The following is a 22,166-nucleotide window of genomic DNA, read 5'->3' as shown; positions in this document are numbered from 1 at the left end:
CCTAACCCTTAAATGCTACTCAATTGCCGCCATCTTCTCAGCCTTGGCCTTGACCTCGTCGATCGGACCGACCATGTAGAAGGCCTGTTCGGGAAGATCATCATATTCGCCTTCACAAATCCCTTTAAAGCCCTTGACGGTATCTTCGACTTTCACATATTTACCCTCGGTACCGGTAAATTCCGCCGCCACAAAGAAGGGTTGTGAGAGGAAACGTTGTATCCTGCGGGCCCGGCCAACCGTGAGTTTGTCTTCCTCAGAAAGCTCGTCCATACCAAGAATGGCAATAATATCCTGCAAGTCCTTATACTTCTGCAGGATCACCTGCACTCTACGAGCCGTTAAATAGTGCTCCTCACCAAGAACTACTGGATCCAGAATACGGGAAACTGAATCGAGCGGGTCCACAGCCGGGTAGATCCCGAGCTCCACGATCTGCCTGGAGAGCACCACGGTGCCGTCAAGGTGGGCAAACGTGGTGGCCGGCGCCGGGTCTGTCAAGTCGTCTGCCGGCACATACACGCATTGGACCGCCGTGATAGAACCCTTGGTGGTGGACGTAATCCGCTCCTGGAGTTCTCCCAGGTCAACCGCCAGCGTGGGTTGGTAGCCTACCGCAGAGGGCATGCGGCCCAGAAGGGCGGAGACCTCGGAGCCCGCCTGAGTGAAACGAAAGATGTTGTCAATAAACAGCAACACATCTTTTCCTTCCTCGTCCCTGTAATACTCTGCAGCGGTGAGCGCCGAAAGGGCCACGCGCGCCCGCGCTCCCGGAGGTTCGGTCATCTGTCCGTAAATAAGGGCCGCTCTGGGAAGCACGCCAGATCCTTTCATTTCATAATAAAGGTCATTTCCCTCCCGGGTCCTCTCGCCCACGCCTGCAAACACGGAAATGCCGCCGTGCTGCATCGCAATGTTGTGGATCATCTCCATCATGATAACGGTTTTCCCCACACCAGCGCCGCCAAACATGCCCATCTTGCCACCCCTGGGGAAGGGAACCAGCAGGTCCATCACCTTCACACCACTTTCCAGCACGTTTACGGTCGTATCCTGTTCTGTGAATTCCGGTGCTCGACGATGGATCGGGGCATACTTGTCTGTTTCCACTGGGCCAAGCCCGTCCACAGGCCGCCCCACGACATTCAAGACTCGACCCAGACCTGCGTCACCCACAGGCATCATGATCGGTTTGCCCGTGTTCTTAACAGGCATTCCCCTGACCAGCCCGTCAGTCATGTCCATACCAATGGTGCGCACCACCCGGTCACCCAAGTGCTGCGCCACTTCCACCACCAGGTTGTCTTCTTCGTCATTGATTCCCGGATTGCTGATCAACAGGGCCGTGTAGATTAGGGGAAGCTGCCCCTCCGGAAACTCCACATCGATCACATTGCCGATGATCTGGGTGATTCTTCCCATATTAACTATTTTTGCCATGCTCTCGACCTCCCATATATACTATTGAACTTCTATAACCCTATTTTAACCCTTTAGGGCCTCGGCGCCGCCCACGATGTCCATGAGCTCTGCGGTAATGGCTGCCTGGCGGGCCTTGTTGTAAATCAAGGTGAGCGAACTGATCATATCCATGCAATTCTTGGTTGCATTGTCCATGGCTGCCATACGGGCTGCATGCTCGCTCGTAGAGGTCTCCAGCAAGCCTCTGAAGATCTGGACATAGACTTGCTTGGGAAGCATCTCCGCCATGAGCTCTTCTGCCGAGGGCTCACAGATGTGTTCCGCAATGTAGCCCACATCCTCTGCCTTCTCAGCTTCCTCGACCTTCTCGACACCGGAGATCGGTACGAGCTGATTTATCGTGGGCATTTGCCTCGCCATGGAAACAAATTCCGAATAAATCATGTGAACTTCATCGGTTTGGCCGTCCAGGAACCCGTCGATAGCAGCGCTTCCGACATTGACCGCAACGTTGAAGCCGAATCGTGCGCCCACCACGCCTATGTGCTGGTCGATGATGCTAAATTTCCTGCGACGGAAGTAATCCCGGCCCTTGCGCCCCATGCAAATGAGCCGTGCCTCAATACCCTGGTCTGCCTTTTCCTTCAAAAACTTTTCGGCCTTGATTATCAGGTTCGTATTGAAGCTGCCGCACAGGCCCCGGTCAGAAGTCATGAGGACCAGATCAATGGTTTTTACTTCTGCCCGTGGCACAAGGAGAGGGGGGGCATGTTCTTCGTCCGCCTCTATACGTTCGGACAGGCTCCCTAACACCTCGGCGAACTTATCAGCATAAGGCCTGAATGCTTCCATTTTTTCCTGGGCGCCCCTCAGCTTAGAGGCTGCCACCATGTTCATGGCCTTGGTGATCTTCTGCGTTTTTTTAACCGCAACGATCTTTCTTTTTATGTCCTTGAGCGTCGCCATACCTTACCTCTATATGCACAACTAAGTATATAGACAACAAGTAGCCGCTGATCACATGATCACCGGCTACTTGATCGTGTCTTTGAATTCCTCACCATATTCAGCCAAGGCCTTTGCCATGCTCTTATCCAGGTCGTCACTGATAGCCTTTTTCTCCGCAAGTTCGCTGAAGATCTGAGGATACTTGCTCTCCATAAACGGGTACAACCCTGCCTCGTATTTCCCAAGAACGTCCAAAGGATACTTGTCCAGAAAACCCTTGGTCCCAGCGTATATAATTGTCACCTGCTTCTCCATGGTAAGTGGTGCGTACTGGGGCTGCTTCAGGATTTGCACGAGACGGGTCCCCCGGGTCAACTGCTGCTGTGTGGCCTTATCCAGGTCGCTTCCGAACTGCGCAAAGGCCTCGAGTTCACGGAACTGGGCCAGGTCAAGACGCAAAGAACCAGCCACCTGTTTCATGGCCTTTACCTGGGCAGCACCACCAACGCGCGAGACCGAAAGGCCCACGTTAATGGCAGGACGCACACCGGAGAAGAAAAGAGCCGGCTCCAGATAGATCTGCCCGTCTGTGATGGAGATTACGTTTGTGGGAATGTAGGCCGAAACGTCACCCGCCTGGGTCTCAATAATCGGAAGAGCAGTCAGGGAACCGGCACCCAGCTCATCATTTAGTTTGGCAGCCCGTTCCAGTAGGCGGGAGTGGTTAAAGAAGATGTCCCCTGGGTAGGCCTCACGTCCCGGAGGACGCCTCAAGAGGAGGGAAATCTGGCGGTATGCCGCTGCCTGTTTGGAAAGGTCATCATAAATAATCAGGGCATGCCTCTTGTTATCCCGATAGTACTCACCCATGGCACAACCCGCATAGGGTGCAATGTATTGCAGGGTCGCGGGGTCGCTGGCACAGGCCAATATGACCGTGGTATATTCCATGGCGCCGTGTTTTTCCAATACATCGACCAACAGAGCAACCGTGGATTTCTTTTGACCGCATGCCACATAGATACAGGCCACATCCTGGCCCTTCTGGTTGATGATCGCATCCACCCCGATGGCCGTCTTTCCGATCTGGCGGTCGCCAATGATAAGCTCCCGCTGTCCGCGGCCCACAGGGGTCATGGCATCGATCGACTTAAGGCCGGTGTACATGGGCTCGTTCACAGACTGGCGGGCAATAACGCCCGGAGCGATCATCTCAACCCTGCGAAACTCCTTTGCGTCGATCGGCCCTTTTCCGTCCAAGGGCTCACCCAGGGCAGAAATGACCCTGCCCAGAACCACATCGCCCACAGGCACCTCGGCGATTCTACCGGTCCGCTTGCACGTGTCTCCTTCCTGGAGCTCGAAGTCTTCGCCCATGATCGCTACGCCCACGTTGTCTTCTTCCAGATTGAGGACGAGGCCCATGATCCCATGGGGAAATTCGAGAAGCTCCATGGACATGGCCTTTTCCACGCCGTATACCCTGGCGATGCCGTCACCCACCGACAAGATGGTCCCGGTTTCGCTCACGTCCACCTTCTTGTCGTAGTCCTTAATCTGCCCCTTGATAATGTCGCTGATTTCTTCGGCTCTAATTTCCATCAGATTCCCTCACCCCTTTGCAAAGATTCTTTTAGACTTATAAGCTGCGTTTTCACGCTTCCATCTAAGACCAAATCCCCGATCTTGGTCACCACACCCCCGATCAAGGCCGGGTCGACCCTGGTCTCCATCACTACATCCTTGCCTGTCTTTTTGGACAGGGCGGCCCGGATTTTTTCAACGCTTTCTTCAGGCAGCTCCACGGCTGACACAAGATCGGCTCGGACAATGTTGGCGAGTTCGTCGGTCAGTTTCTCATAGAAGGTTGATATGTCCTTCACATACTGAATCCTGCCCTTGTCAAATAACAGGAAAAGAAAGGACGCCATCACCTTGGACGGGCCGAAACGTTCCACAACAGCCTGTAAGACCTTCTTGCGACCTTCAGCACTATACAAGGGGTTGGAGATGGCCATCTCCAACTCCTTGTGTTGTTCCAGGAGCTTTGCAAAACCTGCCAACTCTTCTTTGTATGTCTCGGCCTGGCCGTCTTCCCTGCCAATCGACAACAGCGCCTTGGCATACCGTCTAGCAATCCTTAGACTTATCACTGGGCTACCACCACCTTTGTCAAGTATTCGCCAATAATACGTTCCTGATCTTCGTCCTTGATCTTCTTCTTGATCAAGGCCTCTGCCATGGTTACAGCCTGCTCGGCCATCTCCGCCTTCAACTCCTGTCTGGCCTTCTGAAACTCATGCTCAATGTTCTTCTTGGCCTGTTCCTGGAGTTTTTCAGCCGTGGCCTTTGCCTCCTCAATGATTTTTGCCTTTGCGACTTCACCGTCCTTCATATACTCGGCCATGATTTTTTCCACTTCTTGGTCGAGTCGGGCCAGTGTTGCCTTATATTCGGCTAGCTGCTTTTCTGCATCCTGCTTCTGTTGTTCCAGGTCATCCAACTGATCCATGACCCCCTGTCGCCTGGATTCAAGGCCCTTGGCAATCGGTTTCCTTAAAAGAAAAATCAGCCCGCCGGCAAGCACCGTAAAGTTCATTATCCGCCAGATCAGATCCTTGCCCTTGTCAAAGCTGCTTTCTCCGTGTCCGCCCTCAGAGGAAGCCAAAACCGACCCGACAGCAAACAGAACCGAAACAACGACCAAAAGGCCGACAATATAGCGAACCTTCCCCGTCCTGACAAACACGCTCATGATACAGCCCTCCCGAGTATCTTTTCGGCAATCGCAGCCGAGAAAGCCTTCACTTCACTCTTTAGTTTGTCCCTGGCGGCCCCTGCATCCTTGGCAATCTGAACCCGTACCGCCTCAAGGTCCGCTTGCGCCTTCTGGTTGATTTCGTCTACAAGCCGCCTTTCCTCCTCCTGGCCGGCCTCCTTCAGGCCCTCTTTTTGCTGATGCCCCTTCATCTTGGCTTCACCGATCTTTGTTTGAAATGTCTGCATGGTTTCGGCGGCATCCTGTTGAGCGCCCTTAATGGATTCCTCGGCGCCCTGGATTTTTTTCTTTCTTTCGATGAGTATTTTGCGGATAGGTTTATAGAGGACGGCGTTGAGGATGAAAATCAGCACAATGAAGTTTGCCATCTGGAGAAATAAAGTCCAATCAACACTAATCATGACCGACTCCCACTTTCTTCTCTTGATCGTTTAGGAAATTTCAAATGAACATGACAACATACGCACCAAAAAGCTGCCCGTCTATACACCACGACGGGCAGCTTGTCAAAGGTTTTTTTCTATTATTTTTAAGTCACGTCTGCCATTCAGCCAAATTGATCGTCTTTGCTCCCCCGTCATCATTAGCTTTCATGGTGCAGTTGCCATGGAAAACCACCCCGGCGTCAATAACAACCACCGGACAATGCAGGTCACCAAACACGCGGGCCGGTGGATGCAACTCAATACAGTTTGTGGCTCGGATATTGCCGCTAACCTCTCCGCTTACGGTGGCAGTGTGCACCAAGATATCAGCACGAATGACCGCTTTTTCCCCAACGATCATCATTCCATCCTTGCTTTCTATTGTCCCGGTAAAATGCCCGTCCAGTCTCACGGTCCCTTCAAATGCGAGCTTGCCTTCAAGCGTGGTCTCCGGACCCAGGAACGTCTGTATTTCTTTCCCTCTTGTTTTCATGTTGCGTCTCCCTTTCTGCGAAGCCGTCAATCCTTGAAGAACTCGCTCAAGTGGACGGCACAGCAGGAAGCTCCAGATGCAAGGCGCGCGAATTTTGAGGAATGAGGCGTACTAATCGTACGTCGCAGTGACGAAAAATAAAGCGCAACGCCGCAGATGGACTTCCTGCGAAGCCGTCAATCCTTGAACATGAATCTGCGCATACTGATATTCATAAGAATTCCGATCCCAAGCATGGTGGCCACCAGCGACGAGCCGCCATAGCTGATTAGGGGCAGGGTTACACCCACCACTGGCAGCAACCCCAAGGCCATTCCCACGTTTATGATGGCCTGCCAGAACACCATACTGGTAATACCCACAGCCAAAATGGTTCCGAAAGGCTCTTTGGAACGTATTGCAATACTTAACCCCCAGATGATTAACAAAAGATACAGTGTCACGACCATGGCCGAACCCAAGAAGCCCCACTCTTCGGCCAGGACAGAAAAAATGAAGTCCGTGTGCTGCTCAGGAAGGAAGGAAAGAGCGTTTTGGGTCCCCTTCAAGAATCCCTTGCCCAGAACCATGCCGGAACCGACAGCAATCTTCGACTGAATGACATGATAACCGGCGCCCAACGGGTCTGTTTCGGGATTCCAAAATGCTGAAATACGCTGTTTCTGATATTCTTTCAGGAAAAACCATGCCACCGAACACACCAATACACCAGCGCCGGTCAAGCAGATCATGGATCGACGTTCAATCTTCACAAAGAGGGTCATAGACCCTGCGATGAGAAGCACAACAAGACCTGTGCCTAAGTCCGGCTGTCTCGCAATTAAGATGAACGGGACCAAGGTCCAGACAAGGGGTTTCCAAAGACTCTTGAGAGTGAAACCTTCTTCAGAACAACAATCCGAAAAATATCTTGCCAAAACAATAACTACAGCAATCTTGACTATCTCTGAGGGTTGAAACGACAATGAACCCACCACAAGCCAACGCTGAGAACCGGATACCTCTTTTCCCGCAAAGGCCACTGCCAACAGAAGCCCAACGGAAAAGGCGTATGCAGCCCCACCCCATCGGTGCAGCCACTTGTAATTGAAAAGAAACATTGCAACCATGGCGGCGATTCCCATGCCAAACCAATAGGTCTGCTTAAGGTAGACGGGGCACGTCAAATCAGCCACATGCGCACTGGCATTCACTGCGCTGTAAAGCGTGAGGATGCCGATGGCCTCAAGAACCAGCGCCAAGGCCAATAACACCCAATCAAAGTGTTGAACCAATCTTCGATCAAACATCGATCAAATTCAGGAGATTAGGAATTGAATGAATTGTTCAATCCCTAAGTCGCCTAACCCCTTAATCCCTTAATTCTTAAATCCCCAAATATGCCTTAATCATCTCCCTGGCTATCGGTCCTGCAGCGCTTGAGCCGTGGCCGCCGTGTTCCACGAGCACGGCAACCGCAATTCGGGGGGTCTCTACTGGCGCAAAGGCCACAAACCAGGCATGGTCACGAAGACAAAAAGGGATGCTCTCAAGTGGCTTTTCCTCGTGGCCTTTCTCCATGGAAACGACCTGGGCCGTGCCGGTCTTGCCGGCAACCTCGATGCCACGCACACGAGCAATCCAACCAGTCCCTTCACGCTTGTTGACCGCATCAACCAGACCTTTCCTGAGAAACTCGAGCGTTTTGTCAGAAGCCGCAAGCTTTCCCACAGGTTCTGCCGCCCCAATCTTGACCAATGAGCCGTCCACGCCCCGTATCCGCCCTACGACCAACGGTTTGTACCTCGTTCCACCATTGGCCACGGCAGCAACCAGAGAAACCATCTGAATGGGCGTAACCAGGTTAAACCCCTGGCCGATTGCCACAGAAAGGGTCTCGCCTGCTTGCCAAGGCACGCCTATCTTCCTCAACTTCCATGCCGAGCTCGGTACCAAGCCAGGGGCCTCATTGTCGAGTTTGATCCCTGTAGACATACCGAGACCGCAGGAAGTGGCAAATCGGGCCAGACGATCTACTCCCAATTTTTCTCCAACTTGAAAAAAAAAGACGTCACAGGACTGGGCCAATGCATCAATAATGTCGACGGACCCGTGTCCCCCGCGCTTCCAGCATCGAAACGTGCGGTTGCCACACCTGTAATAGCCAGGACAGTAAAGCTTTGTATCTTCGTTGATTACGCCTTCCTCCAGTCCAGCTATAGTCGTCACGATTTTGTATGTGGAGCCAGGAGGGTACTGGCCCTGAATAGCCTTGTTCCCCATGGGGTGAAACTCGTTGGCAGCAAGTTTGTTCCACTCTTCAAAGGTCATACCCTCCACAAAGGCATTCGGGTCAAAGGCGGGGCTGCTCACCATGGCAAGGATATGGCCATTGGACGGATCCATGGCCACGGCCGCGCCCACCTTTTCAGCAAACATCTCCTCGGTTTTTCGCTGGAGTTCAAGATCCAGCGTCAAGTATACATTTTTCCCCGGCACTGTCTGTACAGTCTCAAGAACCCTTGTGACCTGGCCAAGGGCATTGACCTGGACCTGCCTTGTTCCCGGTTCACCGTGGAAGAACGACTCGCAGCTTTTCTCGACTCCGAACTTTCCGATAAAATCCCCGCTTCTGTTGTGTGGAAAGCGCCCACTCTTGAGTTGCTCCTCGCTGATCTCGCTCAGGTATCCGATCAGGTGAGAGGCCCGTTTCCCGTCAACATAGTGGCGCATGGGTTCAATGGTTATGAAAATACCCGGAAGATCCAGTTTATGAGCCTCCACAACTGCCAAGGAATCACGGCTGAGGTCACGTTTAAGAAGAATCGGTTTGAACGAAGGATACCCCCTTGCGCCATCGAGTTTTGCCAGGATCGGCTGCGGTTCTTCTCCAAGGAATTCTGCCAACTTGAGAAGCACCTCTTTGGGATTCTTGGCGTCTTCTAAGACAATCGACACGCTGAAGGACGGCCTGTTGTCTACCATGAGGACCCCGTTGCGGTCGAAGATTAGGCCCCTAGCAGGAGGTATGCTTTGTAGCCTGACGCAGTTGTTTTGAGATTGTCGCCTAAATTCAGCCCCTTTTACGACCTGCAAGTAATAAAGCCGCGCCAGAAGAACCAAAAAAACCGCAAAAACGCAGATCAGCGTTCCAGACAACCTCTGTCTGTACCAATCGCTGTCAACTGTCTTCAGATACGTGTGGTTCATCAGGCCGTCAGATTCTCTCTGGATTTCTCACCGTCTACCGCCATGGTCTCCGCTCGTGGTTGGATCTTTTCCAAACCCATTACGATGGCCGGGCCCGTAATCGCAGCGAAAATTATCTGCCACATGACAGGCGCGATTCGACAAGCCAACAGGGAAACCCCATTACCGGGGATAAGCGAAAAAACAAAAAATATCATATGCTCTGCCAATACGCCGAGTGCAATCAGCATGGATCGGAACATGCTGCCCTGCACATCAAAGTAGTTTGAGACCCCCTTGACCACTATGAATATCCAGAGATACACGGAAAGATACAGGCCAAATTGGCTTCCTGAGAAGAGATCCATAACGAAACCAATGAGCAGAACCAGTATGGCGGCTGTCCTCACTGGCAAATTGAGGCGCACAAAAACCACCATCGGAATTAGAAGGTCATAGAATATGCCTCGAAAGAGGGATAGTCTCAGGATCGTCGTCTGAGCGACAATTGTGGCAAGTCCGATAGTGGCATAGAGCAAAAAGGTTTTCACGCTGTTACTCGACAATCACCAAGACTTCTTCCAATCTTGCAAAATCGACATAGGGCTGTACGCTGACGACCTGGAAAATGCCGGGCTGCCCCTTGGATATTTCCTTGACAGAACCCACACGAAGGCCTTTCGGAAAAAGCCCGTCGAGCCCGGATGATACGACCGTGTCTCCAGCGCTGATGTCCGCTTTTCTCAAAACATATTTGAACCGACACATCTCATCAGTCTCTCCCTCAACAATGCCTCGTGTCCTGGTCCGTTGCACAAGGGCATCCACGGCGCTGCTGCGGTCAATAATCAGCATGACCTTTGAATAACGGTACGACGCTGAGACAATTTGACCTACAATACCTTCCGGGGCGATTACCGGCATGCCCTTGGCAACGCTGTCATGTGTTCCCCTGTTGATGATAATAGTCTTAAACCATTCCGAAGGATCAAGTCCAACGACATCTGCCGAAATGAGACGATGAGGAATGGCGGATTTTGTCTCCAGAAGCCTTTGTAGACGCTCACATGTGCGCTCGGATTCAACGTATTTACTCTTTTCCAGATTCGCCTTGGCAAGCAGATCCTCCAGTTGATCACATTCCTTTCTCACATTCACCAAATAGAAATAGTGATTCCATACATGTTCACAGAACCGGATGACCTGAGTGACGCCTTCCTGAAACGGCGCAATCCCAGCCATTACGATTCTCTCAACCATGGTGTTGCCATGACGATGTTTCGCGCTGATGGAAAGGAAGATGATGTTAACAAGGACAAAAATTATTAGGCAAAAAATGGCTAGGAGTCTTTTTGAAAACATGGGAACAGCCGGAAAAGGACTTGAGTGAGCAACCCGCCATACGATGATTCCCGGGCATCTCTTCTATTGGATCGTCACCTCGCTCAAAAGGGAGATCTCCTCCAAGGTCTTGCCTGAACCGATCGCCACCGTGGATAGCGGGTCATCGGTCACTGTAATGGGCAGAGAGGTCTCTTCTCGAAGCAATTTGTCCAAATTCTTCAGGAGGGCGCCGCCGCCAGTCATAACGATGCCCGTGTCAACAATATCTGCAGCCAACTCGGGCGGGGTTTGTTCCAAAGCAGTTTTTACGGTCTCAACTATAGAGTCAATTTGTTCGGCCGTGGCCACACGTATCTCTTCGGAATCTATAGCCAGTATCTTTGGAATACCGGACACCAGGTCCCTGCCTTTGACTTCTATGGTTTCTATGTTTTCCGGATCAGGGTAGGCATTGCCAATCGTCGTCTTGATAATTTCCGCCGTTCTTTCTCCAATCAGAAGATTATACTTTCTTTTGATGTACTGCACTATGGCATCGTCCATCTTGTCTCCGCCCACCCGTATCGAACGGCTGTAAACGATGCCCGCAAGGGATATGACAGCGACCTCGGTCGTTCCCCCTCCAATGTCAACAACCATATTGCCCGTAGGTTCCGTAATTGGAAGACCGGCCCCGATAGCTGCCGCCATAGGCTCTTCAATCAGAAACACCTCCCTGGCCCCAGCGGATTCGGCCGATTCCTTGACGGCCCGTTTCTCCACTTGTGTAATCCCGGATGGCACACAAACAATGATTCTTGGTCGTATCAAGGCTCGACGATTGTGTACCTTGCGAATAAAATGGCGCAACATCGCTTCAGTGACTTCAAAATCGGCAATCACGCCATCTTTCATGGGGCGGATGGCTACGATATTTCCCGGAGTCCTGCCAAGCATTCTCTTGGCCTCTGCGCCGACCGCCAACACCTTGTTCTTACGTTTGTTATCTGTTCGAACTGCCACAACAGACGGCTCGCTCAGGACTATTCCTTTTCCCTTGACGTATACAAGCGTGTTGGCAGTTCCTAAATCGATTGCCAAATCATTAGAAATCCTTCCAAGAAGGGCATTTAACACCTTAACTATCTCCTAACCGGGACAAACCGGAATTTAGGGATTGCAAATTGAGGAATTTAGGAACCTGCCTCACCAGCAGGCGGGTTGGTGGAACCATCCATATTCTAATTCCTCAATCCCTGAATCCCTCAATTAGTTGCCAGTATTCAAAAACAGTGCCTTCCAAATATCTTCTACCACAAAACCAGAAAAAACACGAATTTTGCGACCAACGGACTAAAGCGGGCTGTTGTTATTGTCCTGTTGTACACTTTGTAGACTAGCACAAATCATGCCAGCAATTTTCGAAAATGCTCTAAATGTTGTTATTATTAACAGACACAATACGTCATTTCAACAAAAAAAGTTCCTACGCTCGCGCTGGATTGAAAAGTGTTTGAAATTTGCGCCATCCTGTGATTTGAAACGCAGAGTAATGCCAACGATAAGTGTAATAATCCCTACCCATAATCGAGCATGGACACTGAATGAAGCCATTGAATCGGTCTTGTATCAGGACTTTGATGATTTCGAACTCATTGTTGTTGACGATGGTTCAACAGACAGTACCTTCGAACTCCTGAAATCTTATCCCAACGTCTTTGTTATAAGGCAAGAACACCGCGGTGTGAGTGCAGCGCGAAACGCCGGTATTAAACAAGCCTCCGGCCGGTTTGTTGCATTCCTTGACTCCGACGACCTTTGGCTTCCACAAAAATTATCAACTCAGAAAGCCTTTTTCAAAACGCGCCCGGATGCCCTCATTTGTCAAACAGAAGAGATCTGGACAAGAAACGAAGTCAGGGTCAACCCCAAAAACCGACACAGGAAACCCTCAGGAATGATCTTTGAACGTTCTGTTGAGCTGTGCCTTGTAAGCCCATCAGCGGTAATAGCGCATCGGAGTCTGTTTGACGATATTGGCCTATTTGATGAGGCCATGCCAGCTTGCGAGGATTACGACCTCTGGCTAAGAATAGCATGCAGGTTTCCCATACACTTAGTCGATACCCCCCTTGTAATCAAACGGGGAGGGCACAAGGACCAGCTTTCAAGACTGCCGGGGTTAGACCGTTATCGCATCTATGCCTTGAGAAAACTTCTTGAACGTCCGCCAGACCAAGGACTAGCCCCAAAACAATGGGTGGCAGCCGTTGACGCCCTGACAAAGAAGTGCGCCATCTATGCAGCAGGCTGCCTCAAACGCGGGCGCGTTGATGAAGCAAGTGAGTACCTTCGGCTAAAAGCGAAATATGATTTGAAAAAAAATACCCAGTTTCCTGAACTGAAATGAAGTAAATGACATACCTCATGACTCATCTGTTGTTGGATGCGGTGTTGGCGGCGATATCAGTGGGATTGCTGTGGAAGGGCTCCGAATGGCTCGTCGATTCAGCGGTTCGCATTGCCCATAGGCTCCGTATCTCTGACCTGGCTATCGGCTTGACCGTTGTGGCCATCGGAACCTCCGCGCCTGAATTCGCTGTTACGATCAACGCTGCCGTAAAAGGATTGGCCGACATATCAGTAAGCAATGTGGTAGGATCCAACATTTTTAACCTCGGATTCATACTGGGAGGGTGCGCTGCCATCCGAACAATCAATACCACCCCTGTCATTGTGTGGCGCGACGGTCTTTTTTTGTTGATAATGTCGTCAGTGTTAGTCTTTTTTCTCAAGGACTTAACGCTAACCCCTAAAGAAGGACTTTTACTTTTTTCTACCCTTATCGTGTACATTATTTATCTTTTTTTGAAAAAAGCTCCTGTGGGCGAGAAAGACTCTGGGAAACAGGCTACCTGGAAAGACATTCCTTTGCTTGTTATCGGGATTGCCGCTGTTGTCGGCGGCGGTCATATCCTTGTGTTGGCGGCCACATCCCTGGCGCGGGGCCTTGGGTTGTCTGAGTGGGTCATTGGGGTAACCATCGTGGCAGCCGGAACCTCGTTACCTGAATTTGCCACTTCCCTTATGGCAGCCTCCAAGGGACGATACGGCATGTCCCTTGGAAACCTCATCGGGAGCGATCTCTATAATCTACTGGGTGTCCTCGGGCTGGCAGGCATGCTCGGCCCGCTTCACATCGATCCGGCAGGCCTCAAAAGCGTCTATCTCCTTGTAGGCATGGTAGCCCTTGTGGTCGTGTTCATGCGCACGGGTTTTCGTGTATCGCGGGCCGAGGGTCTCTTCCTCATAGGAATCAGCATTATGAGGTGGATATTTGATTTCTCTGCGAAGGGGTAATTGTTCGCTTTTTTTTGCCATGCCGTTTGAAATGCTGATATGCCTGATACATGAAGGTCCTGACAGCCGCCTCCCTTCCTGGTTGGAAGCCCGAGTCATACGGTGTATCCAGGTATGGCATTCTAAGTTGGTTCATGAGGGGCTTTACAATGGCTGAAGTGGCCGTACTGGGCATGCAGGTAAAAGGATAGACATTTACCACGCCGTTATATCCTTGCCGGGCATATTCAACGATTCCGGCAATGCTCAAACAGGCCTCGGTACCCACGTCAAAATTGAACAGGTCGTCCTCTTTTAGGATATTTTCCAGATCTCCTACCTTATGGTCTTCGGCAAGGTCAATAAGCGATCTCACCCGCTTGTAGACCTGCTTCTGTCTGAATTCTTGATAAAAAAGGTCTCCCCCGAAGCTTAGGAGCTTTCTCAGCTCCTGCCTTACGGGGCCCAGGCGGAGCTGTTTCAGGTTCAACCGAAATCCTATTCTGGCATCTCTCAACCTGTCATAGGTCGTATAATTCATCCATTCAGAAACGGAGGCGTTCACCACCTCAGCCCCATACCTCTCCAGAACTCTTATCAAATCCTGATTTGCATGGACGTGTGTCCTCAAGTAAATCTCGCCAACCATCCCTATAAGGGGTTTTGGAGGGATGTTGGAATCAATAATTGTCTTTCCCTCCTCGATGATTTCATCCAGTTGATCAAGAATTCTATCAAAATCCTTATTGGCCCCATATGTCTCAAAGGTATCTTCCATGACGTGCATGGACCTCTCTATAAAATCATCCGTCATCCCGGATTCCTTTTCATAGGGCCTGATTCTCCAGAGTAACCTGTCGAGGATGTCGCCCAACACCATGGAAAAATAGGCGGCTTTCCTGAGGTCCCTGACACGGGCCTTCTCAATAATACCTGCCAGGGAATATCCATCCTTTGTGGTAAGGGAACCGATTTTTACACGCTTCAACTCTGGAAAAGAATCCAGGACAATTCGCTGGTATTTGTTGTACATGCCGAAACGGCATGGTCCGCTCGCTTCGGGCATGAAGAAGACGTAGTCTTGCGGCTTGAAGGCGTCCCCCAGCGCCTCCTCTTCTTTCTTCAGAAAATAGAGGATATCTCCTGTTGTGATCTGGCATGGGTAGCACTCTTTGCCGGAAGTATATTCCTTCCCAAGATCAAGGCCCTTACAGGTATCCATGACCTTTGCATCAATACCAAACCCCCTGAATGTTGCAGCCAGAAGATGCGCTCCTATCCTGTTCATCTCAGGAATCAGGAAAGTCTTATTCCTGAGACTGAACCGGCCCACATTTTCAGTGAGTGATTGAAAATCTATGACTTTCTCTGATTCCATTTCCCTCTAATTAGCCACTCTAAAATCAAATCTCAGATCTGACTCTGATTTTTGCATGGTATTATCTATGACGTTCTTGAAGGCCTCGAGCCTGGTCATAACACCAGCTACAGCGCTGTGCTCGTCAAGCTCCAGGATCAGGTATGCTTTGTCTCCCATAATATGCTTGTAAAAATGTTCGATAAAAGAGTCCGGACCACACCCAAAATTGGTCAAATGGAGACCGAAATAGTTTGGATGCTTTTTTACAAATCTGGCAGCCCTCAGGACTTGAGCGCCAAGTCCCCAATACATAGACGAAAAATCTGAGAGGTCTACCGAAGACACGTCAATGAAATCCATGGGCAGCGCGGTTATTCCGATCTTGGCCAGATTCTGACCAAGCCTCAAATTCAACCTTTCATCATAAAGATTATATGGGCGACCTGTCACCACCACGACCGGCTCTTCGGCATTCGCATCTTCAAGGAGATCTCGCCCCTTCCTGTGAAGTTCCCTGGCAAACCGATTCTCCCTGTCCAAGGCATATTGGAGAGCCTTTCTTATCTCAGCCCTGCGCACGCCAAGCTTTGATTGTATCTGCTCTGAAAGCTCAAGCGCAAGCGTGTCCAGATCGTGTTTCAGATGAATGACCGGACTCAAAATGGATGACGGGTCTATCCCCAGGGCCATACGGACCATATAAGAATTGCTCTGGACCATGGGACAGTAAAATCCGGTTTCCCAAGGCTCAGGCGTTGCCATGTCGATAATGCTGGGAAGAAAAAGGTACCTGGTCTTTCCCATCAGTTCTTTGACGTGACCATGGGAGACCTTCACCGGATAGCAGGTCTCGGCTACCATCGTCTCCAGCCCCATCTTGGAAATGTGCGTGTTGGTGGGCGGGGTCAGGACAAGCCGGAATCCGAGCCGGTCGAAAAAGTGTGCCCACAAGATACCGGACTGGTGGCCATAAAGAGCCCTCTGCATACCTACAGTTGGTCGATTGTCCGTCTCCATCAGTCGTTCACCCTGCAACTCCGCGTAAACCCCGGCCATGTACGTATGCCAAACCTTCTGTCTCAATTCAAAGAAGTTCTCTTTTTTGAGTCCCATGCTTCTTGTCACTTCATACCGACCGCACTCACCGCCCCAAATACTCTTACGGCCGTCAAAATCATAGATTTTCAGTTTGCATCGGTTATGGCAGTGAGGGTCTGCCCGGCATATTTTTTCAACATACTTCATTCGGTCGTTTATCGCGCTGTCCAGGCCTCTGAAGGCGCTCTCATTCTTGTTCTCAAGGCGCATTTTGTCCTGCACACTGGTCGCAGCGCCGTAGGCCCCTAAGACCTCCCTGTGCCGGGGAACCAGGACACGACGTCCAAGGACATTTTCAAAGGCGGCGACTACCCCCTTATTCAAAGAAGGGCCTCCTAAAAACATAACGGTTTGTCCTATCTTTCGCTTCCCCACCACCCGGTTCAGATAGTTATAGACGATGGCATAGCACAATCCTGCTATCAGATCCTTTTTCTCTGCCCCCTTCTGGTGATACGACACGAGGTCTGATTCCATGAATACCGTGCATCTCTCGGCCAGTTTGACAGGCTTGTCCGATGACAGCGCAATCTCCTGAAACTCGTCCACTATGTTGATCCCAAACTTGTTGGCTAGCTCATGCAAAAAACTACCCGTACCTGCGGCGCAGACCTTATTCATATCAAAATCAAGCGGGTAAGTGTTGGAAATGTAAATGTATTTGGAGTCCTGTCCTCCGATTTCAAAGACAGTGTCCACATCCGGGTGTATCTCTACCGCACCCTTTGCGTGGGCTGTTATCTCATCGATGATCAGGTCCACATTGAGAAAATCTCCCACCACGTTCCTGCCCGAGCCGGTGGTAGCTACGCCCACAATTTCAATCTTCCTCCCTATATCATCGCGGATAAGTTTCAGAAGCCTCTGGGTGACCTCAATGGGCTTAGCCTGGGTGGGGACATAGGTCTTATGAACGATCTCACGGTTTTCGTTAATAAGCGCGTACTTGGTAGTCGTGGATCCTATATCCATACCGAGGCACACCCTGGTCTTTTTGCACAAGGACTTTCTCTGAATCTCGTTCGTGTCCGGAAACGTCGTCTGCTTTAACGCCAATCTTGGGGCCACCGGCACAGAAAGCTCATTGTTACGTTCCCCGGCCTTGAGCATATCAAGATTCACCCGGTCTTGCCTGCTCAATTCCAGGGCCCGCAACGCGACTCCTAAGGCGCCTATGGACGTGTTACAGGAAGGCACAACTAACCCCGGGAAATAGCTCCTGAAGGCCTTGACCTGGAGATCGTTCAACGAAAGGCCGCCGACAAAAAGAATCGGTTCTTCAAGTACCCGATTAGAAACGATGGTGCTCACATAGTTTCTGGCATTTCCAACGTGCAGGCCGTAAATAATATCCTCGAGCTTCTCTCCTTTGTTCTGAAGGTGAATCATATCGGACTTTGTAAACACCGTGCAGCGGCAGGCCACATTGGCGGGTTTGTCGCTCTTCAGGCCAAGCCTGATAAAGTCCGCCAATATCTTATCGATCCGATCCGAAGAAGCATCCGTTTCTTTGCTATACATGGAGGTAGCCAATCTCTGGGCCTGCTGATCGATGAAGGACCCGGTACCTGATGCACAGGGACCGTTCGTATTAAAGTACTCCAATTCCCAGCCACCCAGCCCACGCCGGTCTTCAACATCGTAATGATTGATCTGCAAAAGGGCTGTCTCCTGCCCCCCCATACTGATGATCGTCCTAACGTCCGGCCTCACGAAAATGGCGCCCAGGACCTGGCTGATGGTCTCGAATTCATAAAATGTCCCCAATTCCTCACTAAGCTTTTTCCCGTGATTCCCGGTAAAGGAAAAAGACAAGATTCTATCTTGCCCGAATTCCTTGTACAGGTCTTGGATAAGGGCCAACACCGCCTCATCGACTTTGCCAAGGTGGCGGTCATAGGGGAATTCGTAGACAACCTCTCTCTTATGGTTGATGACGATACAATTCAGGCTAACGGACCCGAGATCAATACCCACATAATAACGCTCAGAATCTTGGGGCTGGTTTTCCCGCTTATTCATGGATATCTTTTTCATCACTCAGAAAACAGATCTCTTCCAGAATGTTCATGACTGCACATATCCATTTATCTTTTCTAACCTTTCCCTGTCAAGTGATATCGCCCTCCAATCTCCCAGGGAAGATGGTCTCGCAAAAAGTCTCCACAACTTGTCATTTCGAAGGGGACGAAATGACAGATTCGCTGAATCCGACCTTTTTCGAATGTAGGGGGGAAGAACATTCCTGGAATTCCATCGATAGAAGTATTCAATTGAAGACACACTCAAAATTATTGTCTTTTATTCAGGATAATGCTAGTTAGTGCCCATCCGTCCGTGGGTCGGGACTCAGCCAAATCTCTACTTTTTCCGTCGGGGAGATCATGACAAAACAAAAGGAACCGCTAAAGATACTGATTAACGCTGTTGATCCGGAAGAATGCAGGGTTGCCCTGGTAAGACGGGGACACCTTGAGGATTTTAGCATCGAGACCGCTGCCGGGGAGTTGACCCGGGGCAACATCTATAAAGGAGTAGTCACGGGCGTTGAGCCTAGCCTGCAGGCTGCTTTTGTTGATTACGGGGCAGACAGAAACGGGTTTTTGCAGCAACACGAAATCCACAGCGACTATTATGTTGATGGAGCTGTGGCAAGCAAGAAGGGACCCCCCACTATCCGACACCTCATCGAGCCCCGCCAAGAGCTTCTGCTCCAGGTGACCAAGGAACCCATCTTGCACAAGGGTGCGCTGGTTACGACTTATATATCTTTGCCGGGCCGCTATTGTGTGTTGATGCCTGGAGGAAAGAGCTCCGGAATTTCAAGAAAAATCGAGGATGAGAAAGAAAGGCAGCGCCTCAAGGGCATCATGAGTTCCCTGAAGATTCCCGAAGGCTTTGGAACTATTGTTCGCACAGCAGGCCACCACCAAAAAAAACGTGAAATCTCCAAGGACATCCGCTATCTGCTTCGCCTGTGGGAAAACATCAAGAAACAGGGCCTTTCCAAGCGTGCCCCTTGCCTGCTTTACAAGGAACGTCATCTCGCCATTCGCGCCATACGGGATCGTCTCACATCTGATGTGAACGAAATCCTTGTGGACGACAAGGATGTTTGCCGGGATGTGAAGGATTTCATTCGGATAGTATCTCCCAAGCACACAAAGATCGTCAAGCTGCACAAAGATCCCCGGCCCATTTTTACCAAGTATCATATCGAAGACCAGATTGCCTCTATCTTTGCAAGCCGGGTCAGATTAAAATCCGGCGGTCATATTGTGATAAACCCCACAGAGGCCCTCGTCGCCGTTGATGTGAATTCCGGCCGATCCACCAGGGAAGGATCTATGGAAAAGACGGCGTACATGACCAATATGGAGGCGGCAACCGAAATTGCCAGGCAACTGCGCCTACGGGATCTTGGCGGCTTGATCGTTATCGACTTCATAGACATGCGGGAGCGCAAACACAATCAAGCTGTGTATAAAGCCTTCAAGGAGCACACGAAGCTCGACAAGGCCCGCATCAGTGTCGGCATGATATCCAAGTTCGGACTTATGGAGCTCACTCGTCAGAGAATAGCCGCATCCATAGAGTATGGCAGCTTTATTCCATGTCCTTATTGTCAGGGAAACGGACTGGTTCCCTCAGCCGAAAAGCTTGCCCTGGAGTTCATGAGAAGGCTTCGTTCTGAGGTCCTGGCCAACGACACCAGGCAGGTGAAAGGCGTAGTCCCGCTTAATGTGGCAGGCTACTTGCTGAACAAGAAACGTAAAGAGATCCTCGATGTGGAGATGAGGCGAAACATAGCCATCACCATAGAAGGAGATCCCGCCTTGCAACCAGGTGAAAGCCGCATTATTCGTGAATAAGGAAAGATACTATGAATTGGGACACCCTTGTTGATGTCTTACTAAACATCCTGTACACACAGACCGGACTTTTCAGCCTTCATTATAAGCTTGTTATCATGTGGGCAATCGCCTTATTTTTCATCTATCTGGCAGTGGCAAAAAAATACGAGCCCTTGCTCTTGCTGCCCATCGGCTTTGGCATTTTTATTGTCAACTTCCCGCTGACCCCCCTAATGGGCTTTGACGTCCACGGCAAACCGGAACTCTTCAACATTTTTTACCACTATGGGGTGGAATGGGAGGTTATCCCGTGCCTTATATTTCTAGGACTGGGAGCAATGACCGACTTCGGACCCCTTATTGCCAATCCCAAAACTCTGGTCATAGGAGCCGGGGCTCAACTCGGAGTATTCATCACCTTCCTGGGGGTCCTGCTTTTTGGATTTACCATGAAGGAGGCCGCGTCAGTGGCGATTATCGGAGGGGCTGACGGACCTACAACGATCTATCTCACGGCCAAGCTTGCCCCCCACCTCCTCGGGGCCAACGCCCTTGCTGCTTATTCTTACATGGCCATGGTCCCATTGATTCAGCCCCCGATCATGAGGCTGTTAACAAACAAGCAAGAACGAAAAATCGTGATGAAACAGTTGAGGCCCGTATCCAAGCGTGAAAAGATATTTTTCCCCCTCATCGTGGCAGGACTAATAGCTCTCTTGATCCCCGCAGTAACCCCCTTAATGGGGATGTTCATGCTTGGAAACTTCATGCGGGAAAGCGGGGTTGTGGACAGGCTGGCCGGATCAGCACAAGGCTCCCTGATGAATATCGTCACCATATTTTTGGGAATCTCCGTGGGCGCCACTATGCAGGCGCAAAAGTTTCTGACTGCCAAGCCATTACTCATCTTTACCTTCGGACTGCTCGATTTCGCCGTGTGTACGATGGGAGGCATCCTTACGGTAAAGATCATGAACCTTTTTCTAAAAAATAAGCTAAACCCACTCATCGGTTCGGCAGGCGTTTCCGCAGTACCGATGGCAGCACGGGTAACGCAGACAGTCGGCCAGCAGGAAAATCCCAACAACTTCTTGCTCATGCACGCTATCGGACCAAATCTGGCCGGTGTTATCGGCAGCGCCTCCGCGGCCGGGATGTTGATCGCCATGTTTGGTTGACCGTTTCAGGGGCCAGGCAGATCAACCGGAAGAGCGAAAAAAATGACCACGCCTCTTCCTAAGGCGCATGCCGCAAAACACGAAAGCAGGAAAACGCGAAATTGGCAGACAAATATTGTTGCACTTCTTTTCTTGCAATACTGAGCACACCGTTCAATAACAATTCGTTTTTTGAGGAGGAGACTATATGTATGGAAACTATTGATTGGAACTATGCTATCTCCACATTGCTGATACGTTTTATTGGCATATTTGTGGTCCTTGGTATCCTCCAGGTGGTCATGCAGATCACGGGAAGGATCTTTGCCCGTCTGGATGCCAGGAAGGAAACAGTGTCACCAAAACCCTCGGCACGCTCGGGACTCAGTCAACCAGAAGCCGCCGCTGTTGCTATGGCTCTTTACCTGCATGAGAAAAGCACTTAGGGCCATTATTTTCAATCAACAGGATGGTGTCCTAACATCGAGGTCTTGCGCAGCTATGCACGAAGCTAGGATGAGATATATCGTAACCGTTCACGGTTACAAAAAAATGAACATCGAACATCGAACGTCCAACATCGAATGTTGAATGGGAAAAGAGGAAGAAACAGAAGAAATAATTAAGATTTTCATTACGAGTATCAAAACGGCCGTTCGACAGGCCGTTCGACAGGCTCACGGTCCCGAGCCAAGTCGAGGGACTCACGGCCATGAGCGGAGTCGAAGGGCTGAAAAGAAACAGAAATAGCCGTCGCACGACCTTGAGGCTCTCGACAGGTTGAATGTTCGTTATTGGAT

General features: G+C 50.6%; 19 protein-coding genes. 5 read left to right on the top strand and 14 right to left on the bottom strand.

What is annotated here, in order from left to right; translation table 11 throughout:
• Nucleotides 1–15: 15 nt before the first annotated feature.
• From atpD to JW883_08540, 12 genes are all read right to left on the bottom strand, one after another.
• On the bottom strand, nucleotides 16–1,440 hold the full coding sequence (gene atpD / locus JW883_08595) for a F0F1 ATP synthase subunit beta (GenBank protein ID MBN1842323.1): 1,425 nt from the start codon (nucleotides 1,438–1,440) through the stop codon (nucleotides 16–18).
• 45 nt (nucleotides 1,441–1,485) lie between these two features.
• Nucleotides 1,486–2,388, bottom strand: a complete 903-nt coding sequence (atpG, locus tag JW883_08590) for an ATP synthase F1 subunit gamma (protein ID MBN1842322.1) — start codon at nucleotides 2,386–2,388, stop codon at nucleotides 1,486–1,488.
• 66 nt (nucleotides 2,389–2,454) lie between these two features.
• Nucleotides 2,455–3,972 (bottom strand): F0F1 ATP synthase subunit alpha, encoded by a 1,518-nt coding sequence (locus JW883_08585; GenBank protein ID MBN1842321.1) that lies wholly within the window; start codon nucleotides 3,970–3,972, stop codon nucleotides 2,455–2,457.
• Nucleotides 3,972–4,523: a F0F1 ATP synthase subunit delta gene (locus JW883_08580; protein ID MBN1842320.1), complete on the bottom strand. Its 552-nt coding sequence runs from the start codon at nucleotides 4,521–4,523 to the stop codon at nucleotides 3,972–3,974. The genes JW883_08585 and JW883_08580 overlap by 1 nt, the downstream gene beginning before the upstream one ends.
• Complete coding sequence (locus JW883_08575) at nucleotides 4,520–5,125, bottom strand: ATP synthase F0 subunit B (GenBank protein MBN1842319.1); 606 nt, start codon at nucleotides 5,123–5,125, stop codon at nucleotides 4,520–4,522. The genes JW883_08580 and JW883_08575 overlap by 4 nt, the downstream gene beginning before the upstream one ends.
• A complete protein-coding gene (locus tag JW883_08570; GenBank protein MBN1842318.1) occupies nucleotides 5,122–5,550 on the bottom strand; it encodes an ATP synthase F0 subunit B in 429 nt (142 codons plus the stop codon). The genes JW883_08575 and JW883_08570 overlap by 4 nt, the downstream gene beginning before the upstream one ends.
• A gap of 133 nt (nucleotides 5,551–5,683) precedes the next feature.
• On the bottom strand, nucleotides 5,684–6,067 hold the full coding sequence (locus JW883_08565) for a polymer-forming cytoskeletal protein (protein MBN1842317.1): 384 nt from the start codon (nucleotides 6,065–6,067) through the stop codon (nucleotides 5,684–5,686).
• A 176-nt stretch (nucleotides 6,068–6,243) separates the two neighbouring features.
• Complete coding sequence (gene rodA / locus JW883_08560; GenBank protein ID MBN1842316.1) at nucleotides 6,244–7,356, bottom strand: rod shape-determining protein RodA; 1,113 nt, start codon at nucleotides 7,354–7,356, stop codon at nucleotides 6,244–6,246.
• Nucleotides 7,357–7,432: 76 nt separating this feature from the next.
• Nucleotides 7,433–9,256 carry a penicillin-binding protein 2 gene (mrdA, locus tag JW883_08555; GenBank protein MBN1842315.1) on the bottom strand — a complete coding sequence of 608 codons (1,824 nt, stop codon included), beginning with the start codon at nucleotides 9,254–9,256 and terminating at the stop codon, nucleotides 7,433–7,435.
• Nucleotides 9,256–9,786 carry a hypothetical protein gene (locus JW883_08550; protein ID MBN1842314.1) on the bottom strand — a complete coding sequence of 177 codons (531 nt, stop codon included), beginning with the start codon at nucleotides 9,784–9,786 and terminating at the stop codon, nucleotides 9,256–9,258. Before JW883_08550 ends, mrdA begins: the two co-directional genes overlap by 1 nt.
• A gap of 4 nt (nucleotides 9,787–9,790) precedes the next feature.
• Nucleotides 9,791–10,597, bottom strand: a complete 807-nt coding sequence (gene mreC / locus JW883_08545; protein MBN1842313.1) for a rod shape-determining protein MreC — start codon at nucleotides 10,595–10,597, stop codon at nucleotides 9,791–9,793.
• A gap of 63 nt (nucleotides 10,598–10,660) precedes the next feature.
• Nucleotides 10,661–11,695: a rod shape-determining protein gene (locus JW883_08540; protein ID MBN1842312.1), complete on the bottom strand. Its 1,035-nt coding sequence runs from the start codon at nucleotides 11,693–11,695 to the stop codon at nucleotides 10,661–10,663.
• A gap of 415 nt (nucleotides 11,696–12,110) precedes the next feature.
• On the opposite strand from JW883_08540, the gene JW883_08535 reads away from it, so the two are divergent.
• Together JW883_08535 and JW883_08530 are read left to right on the top strand one after the other, a co-directional pair.
• Entirely contained in the window at nucleotides 12,111–12,968 is an 858-nt protein-coding gene (locus JW883_08535; protein MBN1842311.1) for a glycosyltransferase family 2 protein, read from the top strand.
• A gap of 17 nt (nucleotides 12,969–12,985) precedes the next feature.
• Nucleotides 12,986–13,918, top strand: coding sequence for a calcium/sodium antiporter (locus JW883_08530; protein MBN1842310.1), 933 nt, complete (start codon nucleotides 12,986–12,988; stop codon nucleotides 13,916–13,918).
• Here JW883_08530 and JW883_08525 read toward each other — a convergent pair.
• On the bottom strand, nucleotides 13,881–15,275 hold the full coding sequence (locus JW883_08525) for a CoA activase (GenBank protein MBN1842309.1): 1,395 nt from the start codon (nucleotides 15,273–15,275) through the stop codon (nucleotides 13,881–13,883). The two genes, JW883_08530 and JW883_08525, sit on opposite strands and share 38 nt — an antisense overlap.
• Before the next feature lie 6 nt (nucleotides 15,276–15,281).
• A complete protein-coding gene (locus JW883_08520) occupies nucleotides 15,282–18,377 on the bottom strand; it encodes a CoA activase (GenBank protein MBN1842308.1) in 3,096 nt (1,031 codons plus the stop codon).
• A 362-nt stretch (nucleotides 18,378–18,739) separates the two neighbouring features.
• Between JW883_08520 and JW883_08515 the strand changes: the two genes are divergently transcribed.
• The 3 genes from JW883_08515 (at nucleotide 18,740) to JW883_08505 (ending at nucleotide 21,812) form a co-directional block, all read left to right on the top strand.
• On the top strand, nucleotides 18,740–20,227 hold the full coding sequence (locus JW883_08515) for an Rne/Rng family ribonuclease (GenBank protein ID MBN1842307.1): 1,488 nt from the start codon (nucleotides 18,740–18,742) through the stop codon (nucleotides 20,225–20,227).
• Nucleotides 20,228–20,238: 11 nt separating this feature from the next.
• Nucleotides 20,239–21,387 (top strand): sodium ion-translocating decarboxylase subunit beta, encoded by a 1,149-nt coding sequence (locus JW883_08510; GenBank protein MBN1842306.1) that lies wholly within the window; start codon nucleotides 20,239–20,241, stop codon nucleotides 21,385–21,387.
• A 191-nt stretch (nucleotides 21,388–21,578) separates the two neighbouring features.
• The gene (locus JW883_08505; GenBank protein MBN1842305.1) at nucleotides 21,579–21,812 is read left to right on the top strand and encodes a hypothetical protein; all 234 of its coding nucleotides are present in this window, start codon (nucleotides 21,579–21,581) and stop codon (nucleotides 21,810–21,812) included.
• Nucleotides 21,813–22,166 lie beyond the last annotated feature (354 nt).

The sequence above is a fragment of the Deltaproteobacteria bacterium genome (genome assembly GCA_016930875.1).
Taxonomy (GTDB): domain Bacteria; phylum Desulfobacterota; class Desulfobacteria; order Desulfobacterales.
This window is presented reverse-complemented; position numbering and strand designations above follow the sequence as displayed.